Raw genomic sequence first — 23,436 nt, 5'->3', positions numbered from 1 at the left:
TCAGGCGGGCTTCAGCCCCGGATCGCCGGCCTCGGAGACGAAGGAGGCGGCGGTGCGCACCGGCGCCCCGGGGGTGGTGACGGCGGACACCGTGCGGTAGTCGGCGCGGGCGGTGTCCTGGTCGAGGGTGACGGTGACGTAGCCGCGCCGGCCGTTGTAGAACTTCAGGTGCGGGTTGGCGGCCAGGTACGTGGCCCAGTTGGCGGGCTTGTCCGCGCCGTCCTTGCCGCTGGCGATCGAGGTGGTGACGAACTCCACCCCCGCGGTGCGCGAGCCGGGGTCCTTGAAGTCCTTCTTGATGTCGAAGGCGTAGTGGACGTGCACATCGCCGGTGAGGACGACGAGGTTGTCCACGCCCGCCGACTCGGCGCCCGCGAGGACCCGGTCGCGGGAGGCCGCGTAGCCGTCCCAGGCGTCCATGCTCAGCTGGTAGCCGGCGCCGGTGGCGTTGCGCCGCTCGGAGAAGGTGACCTGCTGGGGCAGGACGTTCCAGCGCGCGGAGGACTGCCGCCAGCCGTCGATCAGCCAGCGTTCCTGGGCGGCGCCGGTCAGGGTGCGGGCGGGGTCCAGGGACTCGGGGCCCGGGGCGTGCCAGCCGTCGCCGTAGGCCTGGTCGGAGCGGTACTGGCGGGTGTCGAGGATGTCGAACTGGGCGAGCTGCCCGTACTGGACGCGGCGGTAGAGCCGGGCGTCGGCGCCGTCGGGCCGCTGGGGGCGGCGCAGCGGCTGGTTCTCCCAGTACGCGCGGTAGGCGGCGGCGCGGCGGACGAGGAACGCCTCGCGCGGGAGGTTGTCCTCGCTGATGTCGGAGGCGTAGTTGTTCTCCACCTCGTGGTCGTCCCAGGTGACGACGAAGGGGTGGGCGGCGTGCGCGGCCCGCAGGTCCGGGTCGGACTTGTAGAGGGCGTAGCGCAGCCGGTAGTCCTCCAGGGTGACGGTCTCCCGGTTGAAGACCGCGGGCAGTGTGCGGTCGGTGTAGCGGCGGACGCCGCCGGCCGCGTCGACCGGGTACTCGTAGAGGTAGTCACCGAGGTGGAAGACGACGTCGAGGTCCTCTTCGGCCAGGTGCTTGTAGGCCGTGAAGTAGCCGTCGTGGTAGGCCTGGCAGGAGACCGCGGCGAGCTTCAGGGCGGCGGGGCGGGCGGAGCGGGCGGGTGCGGTGCGGGTGCGGCCGACCGGGCTGATCCAGCTGCCGGCGCGGAAGCGGTAGTGGTAGACGCGGTCGGGCGCGAGGCCGGTGGGTTCGATGTGCACACAGTGGTTGAACTCCGGGTGTGCGTCGGCGCGGCCCTGGCCGGCCAGCCGTGTGAAGCGCTCGTCGTAGGCGACTTCCCAGCGGACGGCGACTCTGGCGTCCGGCATGCCGCCGCCGGGCTCGTACGGGCGAGGGGCGAGCCGGGTCCACAGCACGACGGAGCCGGGCTGCGGGTCGCCGGAGGCCACGCCGAGCGTGAAGGGGTTCTCGGTGATCTTCCGCGGATCGGCCTCGGCGGCGAAGGCGCCCCCGCCGGGGAGGTTGGTCGTGAAGGCGAGCGCGGCGGCGGCCCCGGTGACGGTGAGGAAGCGGCGGCGGCCGAAGTGTGCGGCAGCGGCCCGGATCTCCTGCTCGTGCGGTGCGTGGTGCGTCATCTGGCCCTCCCCTGGCGGTGGTTGTCCCCAGTGATTGGAGGGCCGCGGGACGGCGCGGCGCTGTCCCGTGCACGACGCATGCATGACAGCCGGATGAGGAGTGGGCCCGCAACGGACGCGGCCGGACAATCGCGGCACCCGAGCTGCCTCCGTAGGATTCGGGGCATGGCTGAGCTGATGGGGCGAGACGGCACCTGGACCTTCGACGACGCGGCCGTGCGGATCGTGCCGGGGCACGAGCGCGGGGTGCACAAACTCCGCCAGGATCTCGGCGAGTTCACCGTGCCGCTGACCGCGATGGCCGGTATCGCCTACGAACCGGCCCGCAAGGGCGGCCGGCTGCGGCTCCGGCTGCGGGACGGCGCCGACCCGCTGCTCCAGGTCACCGGCGGCAGCCTGCCGGACGAGGCGAACCCGTACCAGGTGGCCGTGGACGCCGCACGGACCGATGTCGCCGAGTACTTCGTGGACGCGGTGCGCCGGGCCCTGCTGCTGGAGCAGGTGCCGGACGGGCCCGCCGACCGCTATCTGCTGCCGGGTCCTGCCGTTCCGCTGTCGGCGGCCGGGGTGGACGGACTCGCCTCGTTCGACGGCGAGCGGGTGCGTCTCGAATGGCGCTGGAACACCAGCGAGACCAAACGGCAATGGGGGCCCAGGGAGTTCTCGACGGCCGACCTGGAGGCCGTGGAGTGGCGGGCCGCCGCGGGGCTTGAGTCCGGCTACCTCCGTTTCCGGCCGCGCGGCACGACGGAACGCGTCAAGCCGGAGCACGACCCCAACGCCGTCGAGCTGTGGGGCTTCAAGAAGGAGAGCGGCACGACCGCGCTGCTGGCGGCCGCGGTCGCGGCGCGGCTGCCGCATCCGTCGGCCGGCCAGGACAAGGCCCTGACCGCGTCCGCCCCGGCCCTGCCCGCCGCCGCGGCAGCCGCGCCGGCCGCGCCCCCGGCGGACGGCGCGGCCGGCGCCGACGGCCATGACGCGCTGCTGCGGCGGCTGCGCGAACTGGGCGAGCTGCGCCGGGAGGGCATCCTCACCGAGGAGGAGTTCACCGCCACGAAGGCCGCGGTGCTGCGGCGCTTCCACACCACCGACTGAGGCGCGGCGGCTGCCCGTCCGCCCGCCGTGCGCCGTTTACGCTGCCGCCATGGCAGAGAACACAGAGCCGGCAGGGGCAGCGCGGACGACACCGAGGGCACGGGCCGGGCAGGTGGGCGGCACGGCGACCGCGGACCGGCCCACACTGCCGGCGCCCGTCTCACGGGGCGGGCACAGCACGCAGACGGCACCCGTGCCCCAGGAGGCACGGCAGGACGGGGCGGCGCCCCGGAAGGTCGCCGTGGTCACGGGCGCCGGCTCCGGCATCGGGCGGGCGGTCGCCCACGCGCTGCTCGACGCCCACTGGACGGTGGTCCTGGCCGGGCGGCGCGCACCGGCACTGGCCGAAACCGCCCGGCTGGCGGGCCCGGTGGAGGCCGGCGGCCCCGCGGTCCTCACCGTGCCGACCGACGTCACCCGCCCCGACCAGGTCGACGCCCTCTTCGCCACCGCCCGCGAACGTTTCGGCCGGGTCGACCTGCTCTTCAACAACGCGGGCACCTTCGGCCGGGCGGTGCCGCTGGAGGACCTCTCCCCCGACGACTGGCGGGCAGTGGTCGACGTCAACCTCACCGGCTCCTTCCTCTGCGCGCAGGCCGCGTTCCGCGCCATGAAGGCCCAGGAGCCGCAGGGCGGACGCATCATCAACAACGGCTCGGTCTCCGCGCACGCCCCGCGCCCGCACTCCGTCGCCTACACCGCCACCAAGCACGCGATGACCGGCCTGACCAAGTCGCTCTCGCTGGACGGCCGCCCGTACGGCATCGCCTGCGGCCAGATCGACATCGGCAACGCGGCGACCGAGATGACCGGCCGGATGCAGACCGGCATTCTGCAGGCGAACGGCGAGCTGGCGGTGGAGCCGGTGATGGACGCGGCGGACGTGGCCCGCACGGTGGTGCACATGGCGGCGCTGCCGCTGGCGGCCAATGTGCAGTTCGCGACGGTGATGGCGACCAACATGCCGTACATCGGGCGGGGTTGAGGCCACTGCGGAGCGGGGGGGGCGGGCGTCGAATCCCCGTACGACCCCTGCCCTCCTGCCGCTTCCGGTGGCACCCTTGCCTCGGATCCGCACCACTCGTCTGCCGGGGCCGCGCCGCGCGCGGTCCCGTTCCCCCGCGGCTGCGCGCCCCGTCGCGCGCGGTCCCCGCAGAAGGAGTTACGCGTGAGACGAACCGTTCGTGGCATACCCGCGGTTCAGGGCATACCGGCAGCGCACCCCGCCCGCCGGTCCCGGGTCGCCCTCGGCACCCTGACGGCCGCCGGTACGCTCCTCGCCCTGCTGCTCCCCACCGGCCCGGCCGCCGCCGTGCAGAACTCCCACCGCTCCCCCGCCCCGCAGACCGCCGCCGCCTTCTGGACCGCGGCCCGGATGCGCGCCGCGGCGCCCCTGGACCTCGCCGCGCCCGCGCACCGGCCCGGCACCGCGGTCCCGCGCAGCGCCCCGCTCACGGTGTCCCCCAGCCTCCCCCGCACGTCGAAGACCCCCGCCCCGCTGCTCCCCGCCACCCTCCCCCAGGCCGGCGGGCCCTGGACCGGCGGCGGCGCGGTCACCAAGACCACCGGCCGGGTGTTCTTCACCTACCAGGGCCGTACCGCGTCCTGCTCCGGCGACGCGGTGACCAGCGGCAACAAAAGCACCGTCCTCACCGCCGGGCACTGTGTGAAGCTGGGCGGCGCCTGGCACACCAACTGGGTCTTCGTCCCCGGCTACCACGACGGCGAGGCCCCGTACGGCAAGTGGTCCGCGGCCAAGACGCTCTCGACTCCCCAGTGGACGGCGAGCGAGGACATCAACTACGACGTCGGCGCCGCGGTCGTCGCCCCGCTCGACGGCAAGAAGCTCACCGATGTCGTCGGCGGCCAGGGCCTGTCCTTCAACTCCGGCTACAGCAAGCCGATGTACGCCTTCGGCTTCCCCGCGGCCGCCCCGTACGACGGCAGCAAGCTCGTCTACTGCAGCGGCACCACCTTCAAGGACCCGCTGTTCTCCGGCGACCACGGCCTCGCCTGCAACATGACCGGCGGCTCCAGCGGCGGCCCCTGGTTCACCTCGTTCGACGAGAAGACCGGCACCGGCCTGCAGTCCTCGGTGAACAGCTTCGGCTACCAGTTCTGGCCCAACACCATGTTCGGCCCGTACTTCGGCGACGACGCCAAGAACCTCTACACCACGGCCCAGTCGACCTGACCCGGCCTGCCCGCCCGGCGTCCGGCCTCCGGACGCCGGCCGGGTGCGCGGTCGCGCCGGGCGCCGTACTGTTCCGTCCGCACCCCGAGCGCAGCAAGAGCCGTAGGAGTACACGTTCATGTGGTGGCCCCGCCGTCATGGTCCAGCGCAGCAGGAGAAGCTGCCACAGCCCGCCCACCGGCCCCCCGGCTCCCCGTGGACCTCGCTCCGGGAGCAGTTGGCGGTCCTCCTCGCCACCTGGTCCGTCACCCGCCTCGTCCACCGCGACCTCGGGCTGTCCGGGGTCCGGGACATGCAGGGCCTCGTGGACGCCGTGGCCGTACGGCGCAACAAGCCGATCACCCTCACCGAAGTGCCGCTCCCGCAGCAGGTGTCCGGGTTCTGCGCCCGGGGCCGGGACCGTGACTTCATCGTCGTGGACTCCACCGCGAACGAACTGACCCGCCTGCACGCCGGCCTGCACGAGCTGTTCCACCTGTGGGAGGAGCACCCGGCCGAGGAGGGATCCGCCGGAGGGCTCATGACGGAGGAGACCGTGCGGCAGCTGCTCCCCGGGCTGAAGACGGGCCCGGTGCTGCAGATCCTGAACCGGTCGCACTACGACAGCGCCCACGAGCGGCGGGCGGAGGCGTTCGCCACCGTGATGCTCCAGCGCCACCTCGAACTGCGGCGGGACCAGCGCGCCGACGGGTTCCTCTCCTCGGCGCTCGCCCACCGGAGGTCCGGTGTCTGAGAGCGCCTCGAACGTCGTCTACCTGGCCATCGCACTCATCGACTTCGTGATCGCCGGGTGGAAGTGCCTGGCGCTCCTGCGCGACCGCACCACGACGCTCTCCCTGATCACGGTGAACTTCGTCGCGTCCGGCCTGGTGTTCGCGATGGCCGCGCCCGCGGGCTACCGGATGCTGGGGCAGCTCACCGGCGTCGCCGGCTTCGCCACCCTTCCCGTGTACCTCGGCATCCTGACCTGCTTCTCCCTGCTCCACGTCCTGACGATGCTGTGGGACCCCCGGCTGCGGCAGCGCCCGGCGGTGCTGCGCCGGCGGGTCACGGTGTGGTCGGCGGCGTATGTCGCGGCGCCCGCCGTCATGGTCGCCGCCTTCTGCTCCGCCGACCTGTCCGGGCCCGCGGACCCGCTGACGTTCAACACCGACTTCGCCGACGAGCCGGAGATCCAGGTGTTCCTGGGGATCTTCCTCGCCACCCTGGCCTGCGCGACCCTGAGCACCTACCGGCGGTGCCGCACCCTGCGGCCCGAGGGCGCCCGGTTCCGGCGCGCGCTGCGCTCCTTCGGCACGGCCATGCTGTTCGTCTTCGGCTATGTGGTGTGTTCCGTCCCCGCGATCGTCCTGGCCGCCTCCGGGAACCACGCCCTGGACACCGTGGGCGTGCTCGGCTCCACCTTCGGCTCGATCGGCGCCCTGATCACCAGCTACGGCCTCTCCGGGGCCGCGGTCGGCGCGTGGCTGCGCGAACGCCGCGACATCAGGGCCCTGCAGCCGCTGTGGGACCTCGTCGTCGCAGGGGTCGACGAGGAGCTCGCCTTCAGCGTGGACAGCGCCCGCAGCCACCGTCTGGCCTGGAACGTCGGCTTCAACCTGCACCGGCGCGTGATCGAGATCCTCGACGGGATGCGCGCGCTGCGCCCCTGGGTGTCGCCCCTGCCCGCGGCCGCCGTGCACGCCGCCCACGAGCGGGAGACGGCCCGTGGCGCCGCGGACGCCCCGGGCCGCTCGGAGCGGGAGCTGCAGGCGGCCGCCACCGCCGCCGCCCTGCGGGACGCGGCCCAGCGCCTGCAGGCGGCCCGGCGCGCGGCGACGCAGCGGGGACACGCCGGCCGGCCGCAGCCGCCGGCGGGCCCGCCGGTGGCACTGCCCGGCGAGGACACCCCGGCCTCCGGCGAACGCGGACGGCTGCTGCGCGTCGCCCAGGCGCTCACCGACCCGCTGGTCGCCACGGCGCTGCGAGACGTGCGCATCCAGCGCTCGGCCGACGAGACGGCGGACGTGGCGGGGACGGCGGAGACGGACGAGGGGGCGGCGACGGACGAGGCGGCGGCAACAGGCGAGGCGGCCCGAACGGCGGCAACAGCCGGGGCGGCAGAGGCCGCAGAGGCGGCCGAGCGGCAGTAGCCGGCCGGACATCGGCGCTCCGGGCCGGAGCGCTCCGCGCCCGCCCGTTCCGCCGGCCGGCTGCGGCAGAATGGGCCGCCCCCGTGCCGGCCCCGGGCGCTCGACCCCGCCCGGCGCCCCGTGGCGCGGGGCGTCTTCGAACCACATGGGGGGATTCCTGTGAGACGAGCTGTTGTCCTCGGCGGGAGCATCGCGGGCCTGTACGCCGCGCGGGTGCTGAGCGACCACGCCGACGAGGTCGTCGTCATCGAGGCCGACGACCTGGGGGAGGACGGCACGGGGCGCGGCGCTCCGCAACGACTCCAACTGCACGCCCTGCTGGCCATGGGCCACGCCCACCTCGAAGGCTGGTTCCCGGGCATCACCGCCGAACTCGTCGCCGGCGGGGCGCGCCCGGGAGTCGGCCACGAGGTGCAGTTCTACGTGGACGGCACGCTCAAGGCGCCCGTCCCCGACCTCCGGATGCTGGGCGCCACCCGGCCGTTCCTCGAAACCCGGGTCCGCCGGCGGGTCGCGGCCCTCCCCGGGGTCCGCATCGTGCGGGGCCGCGCCCGTGATCTGCTGTTCGGCTCCGGCCGGGTCCGCGGCGTGCGCTACACCGCCGCCGACGACGCACCGGATCAGGCCGGTCGCGGCGAGGAACTCGACGCCGACCTGGTCGTCGACGCCATGGGGCGCTCCAGCCGCCTGGGCACCTGGCTGCTGCGCGGCGGATGGGACCAGGCTCCGCTGCACCGGATGAGGATCGACCTCGGTTACGCCACGGCCTTGTTCCGCCGCGGCGACGAGCTCCCCCGCACCGTCGTCGCGCACGCGTCCCCGGGCCCGGCCAGCGGGTACCAGCCCACGCTCAGCGAGCCGGGGGCGATGGTGGCGGTGGAGGGCGACCGCTGGATGGTGGTGCTGGCCGGCTACACCGGCCACCGCCCGGGACGCGATCCGGCCGACTTCCTGGCCCGGATGCGGCGTTGTGTCCCCCCGCTGCACGAGGTGGCCGACCGCTGCGCCCTGCTCGGCGAGGTGCGGACCTTCCACTTCCCGGAGAGCCGGCGCCGCGACTTCACCCGGCTGCGCCGGTTCCCCGGCGGGCTGGTGGCCGTCGGGGACTCCGTCGCCTCGGTCAACCCGATCTACGGGCAGGGCCTGACCCTTGCCGCACTGCAGGCCACCTGCCTCTCGTCGTACCTGCGCACCGGGGCCCGGCCGCACGCTCCGGCCCTGGACTACTTCCGGCGGGCCGCCGTGGTGGTCGACGCGGCCTGGCAGCTGTCGGCGACCGCGGACCTCGCCCAGCCCCATGTGACGGGCCCCTACCCCCGCGGCTACCGGCTCGCCCGCTGGGCCGTCGACAAGATCACGGCAGCCTCCGTCCTCGACGTCGAGGTGAACCGGGCCTTCATGGACGTGGCGCACATGCGCCGGCATCCCAAGTCGCTGACCCGCCCGGCCGTACTCGCCAGAACGGCCCGGGTGCTCGCCACCGCCCGCTGACGACCGCCGCGCGCCGCACCGCCCCTCCCCTGCCGGCCCGCGGTGCGGCGCGGCGGCGCCGTGGGACGAGGCGAGGGCCCCGCACCGGCCATCGCCTAAGGTGAAGCCGCACCGCCAACTGGGGCCGGGCAGTGGGGCCGTCGCGGCGGGTCCGGCACGACCGGCCGGTCAGACGGGCCGACTCGACGGGCCCCTCACGACGGGCCCGCCCGAAGGCCCGTCACCCAGGACCGTCACCAAGAGGGGAGCCGGCGATGCCCACATGGCCGAAGACGCTCGACCGGGCAGGGATCACGGACCCCGCGCTGCGCCGGGACCACAGCGCGCAGCGTGCGCTGGTGGCGCGCTTCGCCCGCGCCGAGTACACCGCCGTACGGCTGCTGCTCCCCGCACCGCTCGTGCCCGACGTTCTCGCCGCGACCGCGTTCATGCACCACAGCGACAACCTCATCGACCGGGGGCCGGCCGACGAGCGCATCGCCGCGCTGGCCGACTGGGAGAGCCGGGTGCACGCCGCCCTCAAGACCGGCGAGGCCGACCGGCCCGTGCTGCGCGCCCTCCTCGACGCCGCCACGAGGCGGCCGCAACTGCGCGACCGCGTCGAGGACTTCCTCTCCGGGGCACCGCTGGAGGTGCGGACGACGGGCTTCGCCACGGAGCACGACCTCCAGCAGTACATCGACGGCTACTCGCTGCCCGCGTTCCTGCTCATCGCCTGCCTGCTCGTCGACGGAGCGCCCACGGACCGGTTCGTCGCCGGCTGCCGCACCTTCATCGAGGCCGGTCAGCGGCTGGACTTCCTCAACGACCTGTCCGAGGACCTGGCCGAAGGCCGCCTCGGCCTCCCCGAGGAACTCCTCGCCCGGCACGGCCTGACCCGCGCCGGCCTGACGCCCGGGGAGGGCGCCCCGGACGGGTTCCGGGCACTGCTCGGCGACCAGGCCAGGCAGATCCGTACGGGGCTGAGGGCGTCGTACGGGCTGGTGGACCTGGTGCCCGCCCGCAACCGCCCGTTCGTCCGCGCGCTCCTCAGCATCCAGGGCCTCACCCTGCGCGCGGCGGCCCGGAAGGGGGCCGCCCTGCTCGACGGCTCCGCCCGGCCGAACACGGCCGCCGCCCTGCGGGTCCTGGCCCGGGAGTACGCGGCGACGCACCGGCTGCCCGCACCCGGCGGCTCCACAGGGACGGGCGGCGGCACGGACTGACCCCTGAGGCGGACCGGGCGGACGGGGCGGACCGGTTGAACCGGACGGACCAGGTGGACCCGGCAGACGGGGTGGACCGGTTCGACCAGTTGGACCGACGGATCAGGTGGACCGGGCAGGCTGGGGCCTGTTGTACCGAGCGGACCGACGCCGTACGGCCCCGTCCCCGCCCCGGCCCCGTTCAGTCGCCGCGCCACCCGGGGGCCGGACGGTCCTCGGTCTCCGGCCTGGCCAGCCCCAACAACCCCTGGATCAGCGGAAAGACCCGCCGTCTGCTCCTGGAGGGCAGGGAGCGCATCCGGTCGGTGAGCTCGCGCACCTCGGGGTCCTCGCCCTCCGGCCGGCTCAGCGCCTCCGAGAGCGCGTCCCGCAGCTCCCGGTCGATCCGGCTGTCGCCGCAGGTGCCGCTGCGCATCGCCAGCCGGTTGATGCCCTTGCCCCGCAGCAGCGCCAGGTGGGTCAGCTGCTCGTGCGTCGACTGCAGTGCCCGGTAGAGGGCCTGGCGCTCGGTGGCGGTGAAGAAGCCGGGCTCGACCTCGAAGAACTTCTCCAGCTTCCGGGTGACGTCCAGCCCGGGACTCTTCCGCTTCCCGTTCAGCAGGTAGCCGACCTGGCCGTGGGAGATGCCGGCCCCCGCGCCGATCTCGTCGAGGGTGTACATCTTCCCGTCGGGCTTGCGGCGGGTCTCCCGCAGGAAGACCAGGCGCTCCTGGAAGGAGTCCTGGACGCTCCCGGAGTCCTCGCCGGTGTGGTCGAGCAGCGCCTGTACGCGGGGAACCGTGAGGCCCGTCCGGTGCGAGAGGTGGTCGAGGTCGATGACGTCGCGCCCCAGGTCGAGGTCCCGGAGAAGCTCGTCGATCGCCGCGACGACGGCCTGCAGTCCATCCGCCGGGTCCACGTCCGAGGCATCCATGGCGATGGGCGGTCTCCTGGTCGGTGGGCAGACGGGACGGCGGCGCACTCGCGGCCGCTCTGAGACTAACGGTCAGCAAGCACCGTACGCCATGAGTGGCACCACAATTGTGTCGGGGAGTCTCTCTCCTGACCCACTGTAGCGCCCCCAACGCTGACGAATTAAACGATTGTTGACAACGCCGTGCGGTTGAAGGATCCTCGCCAAGGCGGTGCCACCGAACGACCGGTGTGCACCTTGCGCGGGAGGCCGCTCACATGGTCCCGCGCGCGCAACTGCCGCCCCACCCGGCGGTGGTGCCGGGCTCCACAGGGGAGAGCCCGGCACCACGACGTCTCGTACGAGGCCGCAGTGCGCGACGCCGCGCGGGACCGGCGTCTGCCGGCGTGAGGGGCAGACCGTTCCCGCGCGGCCGGGGCAGGCGCGGAGGACCGGGGCCGGGGAAGCGCGCCGTCTCGGACGGCAGTTGCTCACCCCCCTCCGGTCAGTCGGCCCGGGGCCGCCAGGCCAGCGCACGCCGCGCGGCCGTGGTGCCGCCCGCGGCTGTTGCGGCGGCGGCCAGCAGGACCGTCGCGGTCAGGACGGCCGTGACGAGGTTCCACGACAGGGTCGCCCCGCTCTCTCCTCCGGTGACGGGCTGGACCAGGACGACGTGGACGAAGGCGCCGACGGCGCCGGCGCCCAGCAGCGGGACCCCGAGGCACCAGAACGCCGTCTCGTGGAAGACCTGGCTGCGTCCGGTGAGCACCGTGAGGGGCGCCAGCGTCTGCGAGAACCGCAGGAACTCCGAGAGGGCGGCGAGTGCCATGGCGGTGAGCAGCACGAGCGTACCGAGGGTGCCGAGGAAGGGAATCCATCGTGACTGGTAGCCGACGGCAAAGGACTTGGCGCCGTCCTCGGCCACCGGCTCGGTGCGTGCCTTCACGCTCAGGTGCAGGTGGGCGGCGCGTTTGACGGCCGGGATGTCCATGGGCTCGTCGAGGTCGGTGAAGACCACGGCCTGCAGACCGTCGGAGCGGTTGACGGCGCTGACCGGACCGGTGCGTACGACGGCGGGGGTCTGCCCGAAGGTCTGGTAGCCGGAGACCCTGAGCCGCTTGTCGAGTTCCCCGTACGGGACCGTGGCCTCGTGCCCGGCGGGAGGACAGGGGAGCCGTAGGGCACGCAGGCCGGCGCACGGCGCCTGGAGGACGCGGCCGGCGCTGGACCCGTCGGGCTGGAGGTTCCCCGTGCCGATGGCCACCGTGTGCGCCCCCGCGGGAAGCGCGGCGGTGAAGGCGTCGGTGAGCCGCGGCGCCGACGTGGACACGAGCGCCATGGTCCGGCCCTGCGCGGAGTTGAGCTGTTCCTCGTCCCCGGAGCGGGCGAACAGGAGACTGGTGATGATCTGGGTCTGGCCGATGACACCGATGGCGATGATCATTGCGGCGACCAGGCGGACGACCGTGCCGGGCCGGGCCGCGGTGGTGCGGGCGGCGATCAGGCGCGCCGGGGCACCGCTGTGGTGCGGCGACTTCGCGGCCCGGCCGCTGATCCGGGACGCGGCCCAGCCGATCACCCAGGGCAGCGTCACCCACACGCCGACGACCGCGAACAGGTAGGCCGCGGCCGAGCGTTGCGCCCCGAAGGACCTTGACGTCAGGGCCAGGACGAGAAACGCGGGGCAGGACCCCAGGGCCAGCAGCCGCAGCAGTCCGCTGCCTGCCGCGCGGGGCCGCGTCGAGGCCGCCTTGCGCAGGGCGGCGGGGCGCAGCACGAGGATCAGTCCGAGCATTCCCACCGCGGCGGCGGCCACGGCGGCCGCCAGCGTCACCCCGGCACGCCGCAGGTCCACCGCGTAGAGGGTGTAGTCGATCCACGGCAGCCGGACGTCCACCAGCAGGAAGGGAACGGTGCACAGGGCGGCGAGCGCGGCCCCGAGGCCCACGGGCCGGACCGCGGCCCCGATGTCCAGCCAGGCACGGGCCGCCCGGCCGGCGCCGAGGGTGTGCAGCAGCGCGTCGCGGCGGTCCCGTCCGGCGGCGCCCATCCGGGCCGCCGCTGCCGCGAGCCCCAGAGCGGGAAGTCCCAGCAGCACGCCCAGGACGGCCATCATCGACGACCGGGGGCCGACGATCCGCAGATCGCCGAAGACCGGCCCGGGGCCTCCGTACCCGGTGATCCGCTCCAGCTGCGCCGTGCCGAGCATCGCCGCGGTGGGACGCACATAAGCGAGCCGTTCCCCCGGTGACGCCAGCCCCTCGGCGGAGATGGTGCCGACGCCGGTGCCGTAGCGGTGGGTGAAGTCCTCGTCGGCGGGCCCCTCGGCCAGCGCCGGCGACAGGAACACCTCGCCGGGGGCCGGCCAGCGCCCGATCCCGGGCGGCAGCGGCGCGTCCTTGGTCAGCGGGGCGATGACGACCACGGTGAACTGGCGTCCTCGGTAGCCGTCCCAGTAACGGCTCCACAGGGCCGAGGCGTGCTGCCCGGGCCCCGCGAGGGTGGGCACGCGCGCCGCCCCGCGCTGCTCGCGCCCCTGCCACGTGGCCGCGGTGGCGACCAGCGAGCAGAGCACGACGGCGACGACCGCCGTGGCGGCCGCCAGCGCCCAGAACCGGGCCCGGCCCCCCTCGGCGGTCCGCCCGGCCGCCCGGCCGATGCGGAGCAGGTGGTGGATGCGGCCGCGCTTCATCGCGCACCCGCCAGGGCCCCTTGTTCCAGGTGCAGGACCCGGTCGGCCCGGTGGGCCACGGCGGGGTCATGGGTGACGACGAGCAGTCCGCATCCGCGCGCGGCGGGTACCGCGAACAGCGTTTCGGCCACATGGTCGCGCGCTGCTTCGTCGAGCGCGCCGGTGGGCTCGTCCGCCAGGAGGAGTGCGGGGCTGCCGATCAGTGCCCGGGCCACGGCCACCCGCTGGCGCTCACCACCCGAGAGGTCGCTGGTGGCGGTGTCGGTGGCGGGCACACCGAGTTCGTCCAGGAGCTGACGGCTGTCCTCGTAGGCGCGGTCGCGGTCCGTGCCGTCCAGCAGGGCTGCCAGCGCCACATTCTCGACCGGGGAGAGTTCGGTCAGCAATTCCCCGAACTGGAAGACCATTCCCAGGTGTTTTCTGCGGTGTTCCGTCAGGCGGCGGCCGCGTAAGGCGACGACATCGCTTCCGGCGACGACGACTGATCCGGTATCAGGACGGACCAGACCCAGCAGGATGGAGAGAAGGGTGCTTTTCCCGGAACCCGAAGGGCCCATGACGGCGACGGACTCGCCGGCGCTCACCACAAGCCCGAGCCCGTCGAGCAGGCGCCGGCCCCCGACCTCGTACCCCAGCCCGCGGACTTCCAGGGGCAACGCATGCGACACGCCATCTGCCTTTCAGGAGAAGAGAATCAGAAATGCGCCGCCCGGGCGAAGAGCGTCCCGGGCAGCGCGGTCTTCTGGTGGCCGTGATGGCTCAGTGGTCGTCGCTCCACCAGTTGGAACAGTCGTCCGGCCACTTGTCGATCTCGGTGCAGACTCGCATGTCCCACACCTTTCCACCCTTGTTGCTGTACACCTTGGTGCCCTGCCCACTGTGATTCCAGAGGGTGTACAACTCGGTGCTGGGGCTGTTGCGGTTGTACTCGGCCTTGACGGAGTTGCCGTCTCCCTTGGTGTCCTGCAGGCCGACCTGGGCACCGCCGCCCGTACGCCAGGCGTGCGCGCCGGACGTGTACCGGTCCATGTCCGCGAAGGCGGCCGTGGATCCCGCTGCTATGGCAACCCCCGCGACCACCACAGCTGCCCGTGACACCAATCTGCCGGTTCTCTTCATGAAGCCTCTCCCGTTGTCAGGCAGACGCCCTCCGGCAAAGACCGAGGGGCGATGAGCGAACCCGATCTTTACAGTCGGCAGCGACGGCCTGAAGGAGCATTCCGGCCATTGCGCCTGGCGGGCGGCCGTTCCCACCCGGGTTCGAACGCATTCCTGCGCGGGTCACCAAGTGGAAGTGCGCGCTCCCTCATCGGCCTCCGCACCGGCCGTTCCGGGCCGTCGCGGAACACGAGGTGAACCGCCCCTTCCACAAAATCCGGGAAACGACGCCACCCCTTGTACCGCAAGGATTCTCCGGCCCGCCACGGGACTCGCGCCACCCACTGAAGCGGTCATTCCCGTCCCCCGCCCGCCGTTCCGGCAGTTCGCCGAGCGCGTGGCCTGAATACACGGCCGTCGGGTTCGGAATCCCCACGGCCGCTTTTCCTCGGCCTGACGGGGTTCACGAATACGAGGCCGGGCCGCCCGGAAGGCCACGGAATTTCGCATTCCCCGCACTCCCCGAATTCTCCCCGCCCCCGGACGGGAAAGCAGGGGAAAAGAGAAAGCCCAGCTCAGAAGAGCTGGGCGGCGGACGAGTCGGCCTGTACGCCGGGTTCTGTCGCCCCCGGTCCTTGCGGGCCGGGGGGAGACGGCCATCCATCTAGGGCTGCCGTTGCCGGCAGCCTCGTGCGGTCTACCCGCGGACTCGGGCGGGCAGCCCTCGGTCGTCCGCGCAGAGGCATCAGCCGATGCCTCCTCTTGACCTTGCTCCAGGTGGGGTTTACCTAGCCCTCCGAGTCACCTCGGAGGCTGGTGGTCTCTTACACCACCGTTTCACCCTTACCGGGGGCCGAAGCCTCCGGCGGTCTGTTTTCTGTGGCACTGTCCCGCGGGTCACCCCGGGTGGGCGTTACCCACCACCTTGCCCTGTGGAGCCCGGACGTTCCTCGGGGAGATCGTCGATCCCCACGCGGCCGTCCGGCCGGCTCGTCCGCCGTGGCGACCATGCTACCCGTAGGGGACACCGGCCCTCGCCGGGCTGGCCCGTACGCCGCTGGGCCCCGCTCTTGACCTTGTCGCAGCGGCAACGTTTGTACTGGGCGCATGAGAATCGGTGAACTCGCAGGTCTGGTCGGCGTCAGTACCCGTGCCGTACGCCACTACCACCACCTGGGGCTGCTGCCCGAGCCGGAACGCCGGGCCAACGGCTACCGGGACTACGGGCTGCGGGACGCCGTCGCGCTCGCCCGGGTGCGCCGGCTGACGGAGCTGGGGCTCGGGCTGGACGAGGCGCGGGACGTGCTCGCCGACGACGCCGGGCGGGAGCTGCACGAGGTGCTGGACGGGCTGGACGCGGACCTGGCCCGCCAGGAGGAGGAGATCCGGGCGCGGCGGGCCCGGCTGGCGGCGGTGCGGCGGCAGGCGGAGCAGCACGGCGGGCTGCCCGCGGAGGGACCGGTGTCGGACGAACTGGCGGCGCTCTTCGCGGAGATGGCGCGGACCTCGGCCGGGCGCCCCGGCCCGGAGCCCGCGATGGCGGCGAAGGAGCGGGAGGTGCTGGCGCTGCTCGAATCGACGGGCGGGGCGGCGGGGAGGAAGCGGATGGTGGAGCTGCTCGGGGAGATGGCCGCGGCGCCGGGGGCGATGGACCGGACGTACGAGGTGTACGGGCTGCTCGACGCGCTGGCGGACGCCGCGGTGGACGACCCGCGGGTGGAACCGGCCGCGCGGGCCCTCGCGGACTGCATTCCGGCGGCGCTGGCCGGCGAGGTCGAGGCGGAGCACTGGGAACGGGTCGCCGGGGCGGGCCAGGAGGCGGACGAGGGCTTCATGGCGGCGTACTACGCGCACTTCGCGCCGGCGCAGGCGCAGGCTCTGCGCCGGGCCATCCGGATGGTCGCGGAGCGTGCGCGGTGAGCCGGGAGAGCGCGCTGCGCCGGCTGGCCGCCCACGAGGCGCGGTGGCTGGTCAGCCTGGGCTGGTGGGCGGCCCGGCGGCGGATCGGGGTGGCGCCGGGCGAGCGGGCGCTGGGGTACGCGGGGGCGCAGGCGGCGTTCGTGTACGGGCTGACGTTCGTGTGCGTGGTGGAGACGGTCGGGCTCGCGGTGCTGCTCGCGGACCATCCCGTGGCGCACGCGGTGATGCTGGTCCTGGACTGCTACACGGTTGTGATGATGCTCGGGTTGCAGGCGGCGGCGGTCACCCGGCCGCATGTGCTGGGCGCGGACACGCTGTGGCTGCGGGAGGGCGCGCGCCGGGACATCCGGATTCCGCTGGAGCGGATCGCCGCGGTGCGCCACGACCTCCGGTTCGTCAGGGCAGCGGAGAAGGGCGGCGGCGAGGCGGTGGAGCTGGCGGTCGGCGGTCAGACCTCGGTCACCGTCGAACTGTCCGAACCGGTCGTGGCCGTCGGGCTGTTGGGGCGGCGGGAGTCGGTGCGTACGGTGCGGTTCCACGCCGACGACGCGCGGGCGGCGGTGGCGGAGCTGCGGGAGCGGGTGGCGGCGGTGGCGGCCCGGCGGGAGCAGGCGGCGGGGGCGGTCCCGCGGGCGGAAGGGACGGCGAGGGGCGCGGGGCGCGGAGGCGGCGGCTGAGGGCGGCCGGGACGCGGTGTCCGGGGCGGCCGGGGGCGCGGTCAGGCGGCGGTGAAGCGGACCGGGCGGTGGCCCGGGTCGGCTTCGGCGAGGCGGACCGGGATGCGGTGGCCCAGCGGCAGGGCGGGGCCTTCCGGGGCGGCTTCGACGGTGCCGATGACGGCCGGGTCGTAGAGGTGGACGGTGCCGTGGGTGGGGTCCTTCTCCTGGATGTCGACGACCAGCGCCTCGAAGATCTCGCCGACCCGGTCCCGCAGCAGCGCCGCCTCCACGAGGTCGACACAGGACCGCTCCACCTGGTTGGCGCGCCGCCTGCCGGCCTCCATCTCGCGGGGCAGGGCGGGCAGCGCGCTACGCACCCAGCCGGGCGGTTCCCTGCCGGCCGAGGCCGCCAGGCACAGTTCGGAGGTGTAGCGGTCGGCCAGCCGCCGCAGCGGCGCGGTGGCGTGCGCGTAGGGGGCGGCGACCGCGGCGTGCCGCGACTTGGAGGCCGGGGGCGCGGTGCCGTCGAAGGCGGTGTAGCCGGCGCCGCGCAGCAGGGCGGTGCACTCCTGGAGGAAGGCGGCGTGCGCGGGGCAGCGCGGGTCGAGGGTCCGGATCAGCGCCGCGTACGAGGTGTGGTGCGGCCAGTCGACGCCGAGCGCGCGGGCGGTCAGCCGGAGCCGGGCGACCGAGCCGTCGGGGGCGGAGGGCAGCGTACGGAGGATGCCGGTGCCGGAGGCAAGCATCAGCTCGGCCGCCGCCATGCCGGTGAGCAGGGAGATCTGCGCGTTCCAGCCGTAGGCGGGGAGCGGGGCGCGGTATTCGAGGGTGTAGTGGCCGTCGCGCTCGACGATCTCCTGCTCGGGGACGTTCAGCGAGATCGCGGCCCGCGCGACCTCCCGCTCCTCCCGCAGCAGGCCGATCTCGCGGAGCAGGGCGAGCGGCTCCTCGGCCGTCCCGTCGTCGAGGACCCGCTGGACGCCGGCGTAGTCGAGCCGGGCGCGGGAGCGGACCAGGGCGCGGCGTACGGAGGTGTCGGTCAGCGCGCCGTCGGCGTCGAGGTCGAGCTGCCACAGGACGGCCGGGCGGTCCCGGTCGGGCAGCATGCTGGCGGCGCCCTCGCTCAGCACGTGGGGGTGGAGCGGGACGTGCTCGTCGGGGAAGTAGAGGGTCGTCACCCGTTGGTGGGCCTCGGCGTCCAGGGCGCCGCCGGGGGTCACGAAGGAGGCGACGTCGGCGATGGCGTAGTGGACGCGATAGCCCCCGCCGGGTCGCCGGGACAGGAACATGGCCTGGTCGAGGTCGAGGGAGCCGGGCGGGTCGAGGGTGAAGAGCGGAAGGTCGCCGGCGTCCTCCAGGGCGTGCGTGGTCGCCACCGCGCCGTCGGCGGCCGGGATGCGCGGGGCGCGGGCGGCGCTCTCCGCCTCGGCCTGTGCCGTGGGCGGGAAGTGGTCCGGGATCTCCAGCCTTCCGCGCAGCTCACGCAGCGCGACCCGGAGCGGGGCCTCGGCCGCGTCGGTCACGTGCATATGGAGACGGGGCATGCCATCGAGCGTATGGCGGGCGGCCGCTCCCGGCGCGGCAGGCGGGTGACGGCGGGCGCTCGACGCGACGGGCCGCCCCGGGGTCCCCGGCGGTTCTCCGGCCGCCCGCCGCAGGCCATACGCTTTCCCGGGGCCGCACCCCCGCCCGTACCGCCGTGAAGGAGAACACCGTGCTCGTGCTGTTGCCGCCGTCCGAAGGGAAGGCCGCGGTCGCGGCCGGGGCGCCGCTGGACACCGGTGCGCTGTCGCTGCCGGCGCTGACCGCCGCGCGCGAGGCGGTGCTGGAGGAACTGGTCGGGCTGTGCGCGGCGGACGAGACCAAGGCCCGGGAGGTGCTCGGGCTCAGCGACGGCCTCAGGGGCGAGATCGCCAAGAACGCCGGGCTGCGGACCGCGGGCACCCGGCCGGCCGGGGAGATCTACACCGGGGTGCTCTACGACGCGCTCGGCCTGGCCTCCCTGGACGGGGCGGCGCGTGAGCGGGCCGAGCGGTCCCTGCTGGTGTTCTCGGGCCTGTGGGGCGCCGTACGGGTCGGCGACCGGATTCCGTCCTACCGCTGCTCGATGGGCGTGAAGCTGCCGGGGCTCGGCGCGCTGGGCGCGTACTGGCGGGCGCCGATGGCCGAGGTGCTGCCCGAGGCCGCCGGGGAGGGGCTGGTGCTCGATCTGCGCTCGGCGGCGTATGCGACGGCCTGGAAGCCCAAGGGCGAGGTGGCCGGGCGCACCGCGACGGTGCGGGTGCTGCAGTCGAAGACCGTGGCCGGGGTGGAGAAGCGGACGGTGGTCAGCCACTTCAACAAGGCCACCAAGGGACGGCTGGTCCGGGACCTGCTGTCGGCGGGCCTGGCGCCGGCCGGCCCCGCGGAGCTGGTGGAGGCGCTGCGGGACCTGGGGTACGTGGTGGAGGCGGAGCCTCCGGCGAAGGCCGGCAAGGCGTGGGCCGTCGATGTGATCGTGACGGAGCTGTAGGGCGGGGCGAGGAGGGCCCGGGGGCGGGGCCGGAGCGCGGACCGCCAAGCCTTCGTTGCGCCCTGTGCAACACTCGTTGCACAGTGCGGCCCCCGCGCGCAGTATGGGCGGCGTGACTCGCGCCGCCGCCTCCTCTTCCGCGTCCCCCGGTCCCGCCGGCCCCTCCGCGCCCGCCGCCCCCGCGCCCTCCTCCGCGTCCGAGCAGGACCGAGCCGCCCCGTCGGTCCTCGGGCTCGCCCCCGTCATCCCGGTCGTCGTGCTGGACGACGCGGCCGACGCCGTACCGCTCGCCCGTGCCCTGGTCGCGGGCGGGCTGCCCGCGATCGAGGTGACCCTGCGGACGACCGCCGCGCTGGACGCGATCCGGGCCGTGGCCGCCGAGGTCCCCGAGGCGGTGATCGGCGCCGGCACCGTGCTCACCCCCGGACAGGTCGAGGCGGCCCGCACGGCCGGCGCCCGCTTTCTGGTCAGCCCCGGCTGGTCGCCGCGGCTGCTGGGCGCGATGAAGGACTCCGGGCTGCCGTTCCTGCCGGGGGTCTCCACGGCCTCGGAGGTGGTGACCCTGCTGGAGGAGGGCCTCACCGAGCTGAAGTTCTTCCCGGCCGAGGCGGCCGGCGGCACCGCCTATCTCGCCTCCCTGGCCGCGCCGCTGCCGCGGGCCCGCTTCTGCCCGACCGGGGGCATCGGCCCGGTCTCCGCCCCCTCCTACCTGGCGCTGCCGAACGTCGGCTGCGTCGGCGGCACCTGGATGCTGCCCGCCGAGGCACTAGCCGCCAAGGACTGGGACCGGGTGCGCCGACTCGCCCGGGAGGCGGCGGCGTTGGCGGCCTGAGCCCGCACGCACGAAGGGCCCGGCCGCCACCGGTCATCCGGTGGCGGCCGGGCCCTGTCGCGTACGCAGCGGCGTACGACGGGGTCCACGGCCCCGGCAGCGGCCCTACCGCAGGTGCGAGGTGTCGTTCAGCAGCCGCAGCGAGGCGTTGCCGTCGGCGTAGTACGCGACGACCGAGAGCGACGCCGCGGACAGCTCCATCCGGAACAGCGACTCCGGCGGGGCGCCCAGCGCGAGGCGGACCAGCGTCTTGACGGGGGTGACGTGGGTGACCACAAGGACGGTCCGGCCCGCGTAGCGCGCGAGGAGCTTGTCGCGGGCGACGGCGACGCGGCGGGCGACCGTCGCGAAGGACTCGCCGCCCCCGGTGGGCGCCGCCTTGGCGGAGCCGAGCCAGGCGTCGAGGTCCTCGGGGTGGCGCTCGCGCACCTCGGCGAACGTCAGCCCCTCCCACGCCCCGAAGTCGGTCTCGCGCAGGCCCTCCTCGATACGGACCTCCAGGCCGAGCCGCTCCGCGACCGCCCCGGCGGTCTCCCGGCAGCGCCGCAGCGGTGAGCTGACGACGGCCTGGATCGTGCCCCGGGCGGCGAGCGCGGCGGCGGTCGCCTCGGCCTGGCGGCGTCCTGCGGCGGAGAGCGCGGGGTCGGTGCCGCCGCTGCCGGAGAACCGCTTCTCGGGCGTGAGCGGGGTCTCGCCGTGCCGCAGCAGGACGAAGGTCGCGGGCGGGCCGAGGTCGGGAGAGCCCCAGCCGACCGCCGGGGCGCCGGCGGCGGAGTCCTCCGCCGTCGCCACCGCCTCGTCGGCGGCCCGGGCGGCGGCGCTGCGGGCGGGCGCGGCGGCCGTGGCGAGCGCCGCCGTGGAGTGGCCCGGCTCCCACTGCCGGCCGGCCTTCCCGGCGTCCATCGCCTCGTTGGCGAGCCGGTCGGCGTGCTTGTTCCGCGCGCGCGGGATCCACTCGTAGGTGACCTGGCCGGACGGGAAGACCGAACCGGCCTCGGCGGCCAGTGGCTTCATGTCCGGGTGCTTGATCTTCCAGCGCCCCGACATCTGCTCGACGACGAGCTTGGAGTCCATCCGCACCCGGATCCGGGCCTGCGGGGCGATCGCGTGGGCCGCCCGCAGACCGGCCACCAGGCCCTTGTACTCGGCGACGTTGTTGGTCGCGGTGCCGATGAACTCGGCGGCCTCGGCCAGTGCCTCGCCCGACTCCGGGTCGAGGACGACCGCGCCGTAGCCGGCCGGCCCCGGGTTGCCCCGGGACCCGCCGTCCGCCTCGACGATCAGCGTGCGGGTCACGGCCTAGAGACCCGAGTCGGGCGTACGGACCAGGATGCGGGTGCAGTTCTCGCAGCGCAGGACCGCGTCGGCGGCGGCCGCGCGCACGTCGTTGACCTCGGTGATGTTCAGCTCCAGGCGGCAGCCCTCGCAGCGGCGCTGGTAGAGGCGGGCCGCTCCGACGCCGCCCTCCTTCGCACGGATCTTGTCGTAGAGCTTCAGCAGGTCGGCCGGGATGTCGGCGACGGTCAGCTCGCGCTCCTTGGCGACCGTGCCGCGCTCGGCGTCGATCTCGGCGTGGGCGGCGTCCCGGCGGGCGGTGGCGTCGTCGACCTTGGCCTGGATGGCGTCGACCCGGCCGGTCAGCTCGGTGACCCGCTCCTGGGCGCTCTCGCGGCGCTCCATGACCTCCAGGACGACGTCCTCCAGGTCGCCCTGGCGCTTGGCCAGCGAGGTCAGTTCGTGCTGGAGGTTCTCCAGATCCTTGGGGGAGGTGACGGCACCGGAGTCCAGGCGCTTCTGGTCGCGGGCGGCGCGCTGGCGCACCTGGTCGACGTCCTGCTCGGCCTTGGTCTGCTCGCGGCTGGTGTCGCTCTCCTCGGTCTGCGCGGCGACGAGCAGGTCGCGCTGCTGGATGAGGTCGGCCTCCAGGGTCTGCAGCTCGGCCAGTTCGGGCAGGTTGTTGCGCCGGTGGGCGAGCTGGGTGAGCCTCACGTCCAGGGCCTGGACGTCGAGGAGGCGGATCTGGTCGGCGGGCGCGGCGTTCAGCGTGGGGCTCCTGTGGTGTGGGTCGGGGTGGAGAGGGGGGTGGACGCCGCGTGGGCGGTCCAGGGGTCGGTGACCGTGCGGGAGACGTGCGTACGCAGTCCCCAGCCGTGCCGGTCGGAGATCGCGTCGAGCTGTGCGGCGGCCTGCTCGCACCACGGCCACTCGGTGGCCCAGTGGGCGGCGTCGAGCAGCGCCAGCGGGCTGTTCCGCCCGGTGGTCTGAGTGGCTTCGGAGGCCGGGTGGTGGCGCAGGTCGGCGGTGAGGAAGGCATCCGCACCGGCCGCCCGCACGTCGTCGAAGAGGCTGTCGCCGGAGCCGCCGGAGACGGCGAGGGTCCGGATCTCGCGGTCCGGGTCGCCGGCCGCCCGGATGCCCTGCGCGGTGGCGGGCAGCCGCTCGGCGGCGTGGGCGGCGAGTTCGGCCAGCGTCATCGGGTGCGGCAGCTCGCAGATCCGGCCGAGGCCGCGGCGGCCCGCCGGATCGCTCGGGTCCGGGACGAGCGGGCCGAGGATGCGCAGGTCCAGGGCGCCGGCCAGGGCGTCGGAGACGCCGGGGTCGGCGGTGTCGGCGTTGGTGTGCGCGACGTGCAGGGCGATGTCGTGCTTGATGAGCGAGTGCACGGCCTTGCCCTTGAAGGTCGAGGCCGCGACCGTCGTCGTACCGCGCAGATAGAGCGGGTGGTGGGTGACGAGGAGGTCGGCGCCGAGCCGCACCGCCTCGTCGACGATCTCCTGGACGGGGTCGACGGCGAACAGCACCCGGCGGACCTCGCTGCCGGGGTCTCCGCAGACCGTGCCGACGGCGTCCCACCCTTCGGCCCGCTCGGGGGGCCAGAGGGCGTCGAGCGCGGTGAGGACTTCAGACAGTACGGGCACGGGTGGAAGGTTACCCCCCAGCTGTGACATGGCGCGGGGCCCTGTGGACGTCTCCCCCGGCCCCTCCCCCTCCGCCGCTCGGCCCCTGCGTGCATTCCGAAGCACGACGGCCCTCTTGAACACCGGCGAACCGGACAATCGCCACCCTTATGCGTGAAGTGTGGCAC

Annotated in this window: 20 protein-coding genes and 1 other RNA gene; 11 read left to right on the top strand and 10 right to left on the bottom strand. The window is 74.4% G+C overall.

What is annotated here, in order from left to right:
• Complete coding sequence (locus tag K7396_RS25805; protein ID WP_086719960.1) at positions 1-1,629, bottom strand: alkaline phosphatase D family protein; 1,629 nt, start codon at positions 1,627-1,629, stop codon at positions 1-3.
• Between the two features lie 165 nt (positions 1,630-1,794).
• Here K7396_RS25805 and K7396_RS25800 point away from each other — a divergent pair, with 165 nt between their 5' ends.
• The 7 genes from K7396_RS25800 (at position 1,795) to K7396_RS25770 (ending at position 9,746) form a co-directional block, all read left to right on the top strand.
• Entirely contained in the window at positions 1,795-2,724 is a 930-nt protein-coding gene (locus K7396_RS25800; RefSeq protein ID WP_086719962.1) for a DUF4429 domain-containing protein, read from the top strand.
• 49 nt (positions 2,725-2,773) lie between these two features.
• Complete coding sequence (locus K7396_RS25795) at positions 2,774-3,709, top strand: SDR family oxidoreductase (protein WP_152104975.1); 936 nt, start codon at positions 2,774-2,776, stop codon at positions 3,707-3,709.
• Between the two features lie 183 nt (positions 3,710-3,892).
• On the top strand, positions 3,893-4,918 hold the full coding sequence (locus tag K7396_RS25790) for a trypsin-like serine peptidase (RefSeq protein WP_223660204.1): 1,026 nt from the start codon (positions 3,893-3,895) through the stop codon (positions 4,916-4,918).
• Between the two features lie 118 nt (positions 4,919-5,036).
• Entirely contained in the window at positions 5,037-5,651 is a 615-nt protein-coding gene (locus K7396_RS25785) for a hypothetical protein (protein ID WP_143589117.1), read from the top strand.
• The gene (locus K7396_RS25780; protein WP_086718515.1) at positions 5,644-7,050 is read left to right on the top strand and encodes an MAB_1171c family putative transporter; all 1,407 of its coding nucleotides are present in this window, start codon (positions 5,644-5,646) and stop codon (positions 7,048-7,050) included. The genes K7396_RS25785 and K7396_RS25780 overlap by 8 nt, the downstream gene beginning before the upstream one ends.
• Positions 7,051-7,209: 159 nt before the next feature.
• Complete coding sequence (locus K7396_RS25775) at positions 7,210-8,541, top strand: FAD-dependent oxidoreductase (RefSeq protein WP_086718516.1); 1,332 nt, start codon at positions 7,210-7,212, stop codon at positions 8,539-8,541.
• A 254-nt stretch (positions 8,542-8,795) separates the two neighbouring features.
• On the top strand, positions 8,796-9,746 hold the full coding sequence (locus tag K7396_RS25770) for a phytoene/squalene synthase family protein (RefSeq protein WP_086718517.1): 951 nt from the start codon (positions 8,796-8,798) through the stop codon (positions 9,744-9,746).
• A gap of 181 nt (positions 9,747-9,927) precedes the next feature.
• On the opposite strand, the gene K7396_RS25765 is transcribed toward K7396_RS25770, so the two are convergent.
• From K7396_RS25765 to rnpB, 5 genes are all read right to left on the bottom strand, one after another.
• The gene (locus K7396_RS25765) at positions 9,928-10,659 is read right to left on the bottom strand and encodes a helix-turn-helix domain-containing protein (protein WP_086718518.1); all 732 of its coding nucleotides are present in this window, start codon (positions 10,657-10,659) and stop codon (positions 9,928-9,930) included.
• Positions 10,660-11,143: 484 nt separating this feature from the next.
• Positions 11,144-13,330 carry a hypothetical protein gene (locus K7396_RS25760; protein ID WP_086718519.1) on the bottom strand — a complete coding sequence of 729 codons (2,187 nt, stop codon included), beginning with the start codon at positions 13,328-13,330 and terminating at the stop codon, positions 11,144-11,146.
• On the bottom strand, positions 13,327-13,998 hold the full coding sequence (locus tag K7396_RS25755) for an ABC transporter ATP-binding protein (RefSeq protein ID WP_223660203.1): 672 nt from the start codon (positions 13,996-13,998) through the stop codon (positions 13,327-13,329). Before K7396_RS25755 ends, K7396_RS25760 begins: the two co-directional genes overlap by 4 nt.
• A 91-nt stretch (positions 13,999-14,089) precedes the next feature.
• Entirely contained in the window at positions 14,090-14,359 is a 270-nt protein-coding gene (locus tag K7396_RS25750; RefSeq protein WP_086718521.1) for a hypothetical protein, read from the bottom strand.
• Between the two features lie 661 nt (positions 14,360-15,020).
• An RNA gene (gene rnpB, locus K7396_RS25745) (RNase P RNA component class A) lies at positions 15,021-15,421 on the bottom strand.
• A 114-nt stretch (positions 15,422-15,535) separates the two neighbouring features.
• On the opposite strand from rnpB, the gene K7396_RS25740 reads away from it, so the two are divergent.
• Both K7396_RS25740 and K7396_RS25735 read left to right on the top strand, forming a co-directional pair.
• Positions 15,536-16,348, top strand: a complete 813-nt coding sequence (locus tag K7396_RS25740) for a MerR family transcriptional regulator (protein WP_152104976.1) — start codon at positions 15,536-15,538, stop codon at positions 16,346-16,348.
• On the top strand, positions 16,345-17,025 hold the full coding sequence (locus K7396_RS25735; protein WP_223660202.1) for a hypothetical protein: 681 nt from the start codon (positions 16,345-16,347) through the stop codon (positions 17,023-17,025). Before K7396_RS25740 ends, K7396_RS25735 begins: the two co-directional genes overlap by 4 nt.
• Positions 17,026-17,066: 41 nt before the next feature.
• On the opposite strand, the gene K7396_RS25730 is transcribed toward K7396_RS25735, so the two are convergent.
• Positions 17,067-18,551 (bottom strand): RNB domain-containing ribonuclease, encoded by a 1,485-nt coding sequence (locus tag K7396_RS25730; protein WP_152104977.1) that lies wholly within the window; start codon positions 18,549-18,551, stop codon positions 17,067-17,069.
• Positions 18,552-18,721: 170 nt separating this feature from the next.
• Between K7396_RS25730 and yaaA the strand changes: the two genes are divergently transcribed.
• Positions 18,722-19,519 carry a peroxide stress protein YaaA gene (gene yaaA / locus K7396_RS25725; RefSeq protein ID WP_152104978.1) on the top strand — a complete coding sequence of 266 codons (798 nt, stop codon included), beginning with the start codon at positions 18,722-18,724 and terminating at the stop codon, positions 19,517-19,519.
• A gap of 103 nt (positions 19,520-19,622) precedes the next feature.
• Positions 19,623-20,351 carry a bifunctional 4-hydroxy-2-oxoglutarate aldolase/2-dehydro-3-deoxy-phosphogluconate aldolase gene (gene eda, locus K7396_RS25720; protein ID WP_152104979.1) on the top strand — a complete coding sequence of 243 codons (729 nt, stop codon included), beginning with the start codon at positions 19,623-19,625 and terminating at the stop codon, positions 20,349-20,351.
• A gap of 105 nt (positions 20,352-20,456) precedes the next feature.
• Here the strand turns inward: eda and K7396_RS25715 are convergent, their stop codons facing one another.
• The 3 genes from K7396_RS25715 to K7396_RS25705 are packed head-to-tail and all read right to left on the bottom strand — an operon-like array spanning position 20,457 to position 23,269.
• On the bottom strand, positions 20,457-21,647 hold the full coding sequence (locus K7396_RS25715; RefSeq protein ID WP_086721519.1) for a bifunctional RNase H/acid phosphatase: 1,191 nt from the start codon (positions 21,645-21,647) through the stop codon (positions 20,457-20,459).
• Positions 21,648-21,650: 3 nt separating this feature from the next.
• Complete coding sequence (locus tag K7396_RS25710) at positions 21,651-22,394, bottom strand: zinc ribbon domain-containing protein (protein WP_208629203.1); 744 nt, start codon at positions 22,392-22,394, stop codon at positions 21,651-21,653.
• Positions 22,391-23,269, bottom strand: a complete 879-nt coding sequence (locus tag K7396_RS25705; protein ID WP_174886990.1) for a Nif3-like dinuclear metal center hexameric protein — start codon at positions 23,267-23,269, stop codon at positions 22,391-22,393. The genes K7396_RS25710 and K7396_RS25705 overlap by 4 nt, the downstream gene beginning before the upstream one ends.
• Between the last annotated feature and the right edge of the window lie 167 nt (positions 23,270-23,436).

This window comes from Streptomyces angustmyceticus (genome assembly GCF_019933235.1).
GTDB lineage: Bacteria > Actinomycetota > Actinomycetes > Streptomycetales > Streptomycetaceae > Streptomyces > Streptomyces angustmyceticus.
The sequence above is the reverse complement of the archived record's forward strand: the minus strand, read 5'-3'. Positions and strand labels throughout refer to the sequence as shown.